The sequence below is a fragment of the bacterium genome (assembly GCA_020440705.1).
Lineage (GTDB): Bacteria > Krumholzibacteriota > Krumholzibacteriia > LZORAL124-64-63 > LZORAL124-64-63 > JAGRNP01.
In genome coordinates this window covers 1-1837 of sequence record JAGRNP010000244.1, presented here as the reverse complement: position 1 = coordinate 1837, position 1837 = coordinate 1, and the positions used below count along the sequence as shown (strand labels likewise).

The following is a 1837-nucleotide window of genomic DNA, read 5'->3' as shown; positions in this document are numbered from 1 at the left end:
CTTCGCAACCACATCAAGCAGCACCGCGCTCGGCTCGACCTCACCCAGGAGGACCTGGCCCGGAAGGTCGGCGTGCGGCGGCAGGCGATCCTGGCCATCGAGAAGGGCAAGTACGTGCCGTCGGCGCTGCTCGCCTTCCAGCTCGCGCGGGCGCTGGAGATGCCCGTGCACGAGCTCTTCGAACTCAGCGACGAGGGGGATGCGGAATGAGCACGATGACGTTGAAGCGGTTGCCGTCGGCCGACTGGCTGGCGTTCGGCGTGGCCCTGGCGGCGGTCTTCCTCAAGTACCTGGCGCCGTCCCTGCTGGGCATCATCGCCCTGGTGGTGTTCCTGCCGAGCATCCTGCGCGAGGTGGGTGTGCTGAAGGACACCGACGAGTGGGCGCGCGGCATCATGCATCGGGCCGGCTTCCACGCGGCCCTCGTCGTGGTGCTCTTCGTGACCGTGAACTACGTGGCGGTGATGTCCGGCGGCTTCGCGACGAGCGACACCCGCCACTGGCCGCTCGAGGTGCAGTTCTTCCGTTCGGCCGCCATGTGGGTCTTCGTCGTCAGCTACGTGATCCAGTACTGGGGTGCGCGCGAGGGCGTGTTCCGCATCCTCGTCGTGGCCGGCATCATGAACCTGGCGCCGGTGGTGGCGGTGCTGCGGCCCGACTACACGGTCTCGCTCGCCGACGCCCTGCTCGCCGGCGCCGTCTCGGCCCTTCTCATGTTCGGTCTCGCGACCCTGACGCGCCGGTGGCCGCGGGTGGGGGCCGGGATCATGGTCGCGCTGCTGGTGGCCGCGATCGTGACGCCGCTCGTCTTCAACCGCAGCGCCTCGTCGAGCGCCTGGGACTTCGCCGCGAGCCACCTGCAGAACGGCATCATCTTCGGCGTCACCTCCATCGCGCTCTTCCGCGAAGCGGCGCAGGGGGACGACGCGTGACGACGTTCGCCCGCGCCCTCTGCCGCCGCCCCGGCCCCGACTTCGCCGCCGGCCAGACGACCTTCGACCTGGCCGCCTCCGGCGAGGCGGCGCCGGACTTCGCCCTCGCCACGGCCCAGCACGCGGCCTACGTGGCGGCGCTGGCCGAGGCCGGGCTCGCGGTGACCGTGCTCGACGCATTGCCGGGATTCCCCGACGCCCACTTCGTCGAGGACACCGCGATCGTCACGCCGCGGGTCGCCGTGATCACGCGGCCGGGGCATCCGGCGCGGCGGGGCGAGGAGGAGAGCGTCGCGGGGGCGCTGACCGGCCTCGGCGAGCGGCCCGTCGCGCGCATCGCGGCGCCGGGCACCGTCGACGGCGGCGACGTGCTGCAGCACGGCGACCACGTCTTCATCGGCGTCTCGGCGCGCACCAATGCCGCCGGCGCCGCCCAGCTCGCGGCGATCCTGGAACGCCACGGGCACACGGTCGCGCAGGTGCCCGTGGCCGCGGGCCTGCATTTCAAGTCGAGCGTGAACGAGGTGGGCGAGGCCCTGCTGGTGACGGCCGACTTCACGGGGCGGCCCGAGCTGGACGGCTTCCGCGTCCTGACGGTGCCGCCGGGCGAGGAGTACGCGGGCAACACGCTGCGCCTCAACGGAACGCTGCTCACGCCGTCGGGATATCCGCGCACCCGGGAACTCCTGGCGGCGACGGGGTTGGAGATCCGGGAACTCGACACGAGCGAGTTCCGCAAACTGGACGGGGGACTCACCTGCCTTTCGCTGCGGTGGTAGGTCCCCGGAAACGGAGCCGAACGATGTCGGGAACCTCTCGTCGGGGATGGCTGGTCGCGGCGCTGCTGGTGGCCTCGGTCCCGGCCGCCGCCGCCGATCTCTGGGTCGCCGTGCCCCTCTACAACA

At 71.7% G+C, this 1837-nt stretch carries 2 protein-coding genes; both read left to right on the top strand.

Annotated features, from left to right (window positions below):
• Positions 1–12: 12 nt before the first annotated feature.
• Positions 13–210 (top strand): helix-turn-helix transcriptional regulator, encoded by a 198-nt coding sequence (locus KDM41_18080; protein ID MCB1185332.1) that lies wholly within the window; start codon positions 13–15, stop codon positions 208–210.
• On the top strand, positions 200–1711 hold the full coding sequence (locus KDM41_18075; GenBank protein ID MCB1185331.1) for a hypothetical protein: 1512 nt from the start codon (positions 200–202) through the stop codon (positions 1709–1711). Before KDM41_18080 ends, KDM41_18075 begins: the two co-directional genes overlap by 11 nt.
• Positions 1712–1837: the final 126 nt, after the last annotated feature.